This is a genomic window from Streptomyces sp. NPDC005408 (assembly GCF_040606445.1).
In the GTDB taxonomy this organism is placed as follows: Bacteria; Actinomycetota; Actinomycetes; order Streptomycetales; family Streptomycetaceae; genus Streptomyces.
Map to the genome: position 1 here is coordinate 1 of NZ_JBEXEX010000126.1, position 3,103 is coordinate 3,103.

Sequence of the window (3,103 nt, forward strand, 5' to 3'; positions counted from 1 at the left end):
ACCATCCCCGACTGGGCCAGCTACTACGCCCAGCAACAACGCCGCCGCATCCCCCTCCCCAGCTACCCCTTCCAGCACAAGCGCTACTGGCTGGACCGGCAGACCACAGCGCAGCCCATCGACAGTGCCACCACCGCGCGCCGCGACAACATCTCGGACTGGTTCTACGCCCCTTCCTGGCAGCGAGCCGCTCTCCCCGCCGGGGAGCAGCCGGACTGCAGCCGGCACTGGCTGGTCTTCGCCGACGGCCTGGGCGTGGGTGAGGCGGTCGTCGAGCGGCTGCGGTCCGGCGGCGCCACCGTCACCGTGGTGGCGGCGGCCAACGCCTGGTCCGAGCCAGGAGACGGCCGGTACGGCATCGACCCCGCCAGCAGCGCCGACTACGACCGGCTGATCAACGCGCTACGGGAGGGCCCCGCCGGCGTACCCACCCGCATCGTCCACGGCTGGAGCGTCACCGCACCGGGCGAGGAGGGCAGCCTCCAGCACGGCTTCGAGAGCCTGATCCGCCTCGCCCAGGCCCTCGTTCGCCACCCGGACAGCGAGCCGCGCCGGATCTGGGTGCTCAGCAACGGGCTGCACAACGTCACCGGCGCCGAGCTGCTCTCACCGCTGAAGGCCACCCTGCTGGGCCCGTGCCGCGTGCTGCCCCGCGAGCTGCCCGGCACCACCTGCCGCAGCGTCGACCTCGACTGCCTGACTGCTCCCACTCAGGATCAGCTGGTGAGGCTGATGGCCGAGTTGGCCGCTGAGCCGGAGCCCGGCACGGAGACGGTGGCCCACCGGGGCGGCCACCGCTGGTCCCAGCACTACCTGCCGCAGCCACTGCCCCGACGTGACCAGTCGCCGGTGGTGCGCAGGGATGGTATCTACCTGGTCACCGGCGGCACCGGCGGCCTGGGCCTGGCCCTGGCCGAGCACCTCGCGGCCGCGGGAGCACGGATCGCGCTCACCGCCCGCACCCGGCTGCCGAACGCCGAGGAGTGGGACTCGTGGCTCGTCCGCAACCCGGGTAAGGGCCGACTCACCGAAACCGTGAGGAAGTTGGTCCGCCTGCGGGACGCGGGGGCGGAGCTCCTGGTGTTCCAGGCCGACGTGAGCGACCAGGCGGCGATGCGCGAGGCCGTCCGGCAGACCACCCTGCGCTGGGGAGCCATCCACGGCGCCTTCCACACGGCGGGCGTGGCTGGTGGCGGCCTGATCCAGCTCAAGGACCTCCAGGCGGCCGCCGAGGTGCTGCTCCCGAAGGTACGCGGCACCCTGGTGCTGGAGGAGGTACTGGCAGACCATGAGCTGGACTTCCTGGTCCTGTTCGGCTCGAACGGTGCGAACATCGGCAGTGTCGGACAGGTCGACTACTGCGCCGCGAACTGCTTCCTCGACGCCTTCGCCCAGGACCGCGGCCGTAGCCAGCGGGTGATCTCGATCGACTGGGGTCCGTGGCGGGAGATCGGCATGGCGGTCAGTACCGCTACGCCCTCCGGCATCGAGCAGGTGGACCAGCGCGCCATGTCGGCCGCCGAGGGACTGTGGGCCCTCGACACGATCCTGGCCGGTGCCTCGGAGTCGCAGATCATCGTGTCGCCCGCCGAGCTCTCGGCGCTCTTCGCGAGCGCCTTCTCGCTGGACCAGGACGCCACCGCGGAGCCCCACACCGCCGCGCACGACCGCCCGAACATCCTGACCGAGTTCGTGGCACCGCGCAGCGACACCGAGCGCACGGTCTGCGAGGTGTGGCAGGACCTGCTGGGCATCGAAAAGGTTGGCATCCAGGACAGCTTCTTCGATCTGGGCGGCAACTCCCTGATCGCGATCCAACTGGTGAGCACCGTCAACACCCGGCTGGGCACGAAGCTCACGCTCGGCGACCTGTACGAGGGACTGACGGTCGCACACCTGGCCGGCCTGGCCGAGAAGCCCGTACAGCAGGCAACAAGTAACAACCTCAAAGCACTTGAGGACCGCAGAGAGAAGATGCAGCGGCGGCGTCAGCACCAGCAACGGCGTCGAACGGCAAGGGAGAATGATGACCACTGAGTTCACGGATCTCCCGGCACGGGACGGTGTCGCGATCGTCGGGATGGCGGGGCGCTTCCCCGGCGCCGGGGACCTGACCGAGTTCTGGTCGAATCTGCGCGACGGCGTCGAGTCGATCGTCGCCCTGACCGACGAGGAGCTGACGGCGGCCGGAGTGTCACCCGAGGTCTTCGGCCGGCCGAACTACGTCAAGGCCGCACCCAGGTTTGAGGGCATCGGCCTGTTCGACGCGGAGTTCTTCGGGTACACCGCCCGCGAGGCCAAGATCATGGACCCGCAGCACCGGCTCTTCCTGGAGACGGCCTGGGCGGCGCTGGAGCACTCCGGTTACGACGCCGCCCAGTACGACGGCAGCATCGGTGTCTTCGGCGGCGCCAGTACCACCGCCTACCTCGAGAACATCCTCAGCAACCTGGAGCACGGCGAGGCGATCAAGGGCGAGAACGTCGGCCTGGGCTTCGAACTCGCCTTCCTGACCAGCCGGGTGTCGTACAAGCTCGACCTGCGGGGGCCGTGCTTCCCCGTCCAGACCGCCTGCTCGAGCTCGCTAGTCGCGCTGCACGCCGCCTGCCAGAGCCTGCTCAACTACGAGTGCGACATGGCGCTTTCGGGCGCGGTCTCCTACAAGGTGCCCGAGAACACCGGCTACCTCTACCAGGAGGGGTCCTTCGTCTCCCCGGACGGGCACGTCCGCCCGTTCGACGCGGACGCCAGGGGCACGGTCTTCGGCACCGGCGTCGGCGTGGTCGCACTGAAGCGGCTCGAGGACGCGCTGGCCGACGGCGACACCATCCACGCCGTGATCAAGGGATCGGCCGTCAACAACGACGGTGCGGTCAAGGCGAGTTTCACGGCACCGACCGTCGCCGGTCAGGCCGAGGTGATCACGGAGGCACTGGCCGTCGCGGAGGTCGCCCCCGAGAGCATCGACTACGTCGAGGCGCACGGCAGCGGCACCGTGATCGGCGATTCGATCGAGGTGCAGGCCTTGTCGCGGGCATTCGGCAACACCGGATCCTGCGCCCTCGGCTCACTCAAGGGCAACGTCGGCCACCTCGACGCCGCC

General features: G+C 69.8%; 2 protein-coding genes. Both read left to right on the forward strand.

All coding sequences use genetic code 11. The features are described from left to right. A partial coding sequence (locus ABZS64_RS39180) for an SDR family NAD(P)-dependent oxidoreductase (protein ID WP_355839981.1) occupies window positions 1–2,037 on the forward strand: 2,037 nt, incomplete at its 5' end. Further along, window positions 2,027–3,103: polyketide synthase (locus tag ABZS64_RS39185; RefSeq protein WP_355839982.1), on the forward strand; the 1,077-nt coding region annotated here is incomplete at its 3' end. The genes ABZS64_RS39180 and ABZS64_RS39185, both read left to right, overlap by 11 nt.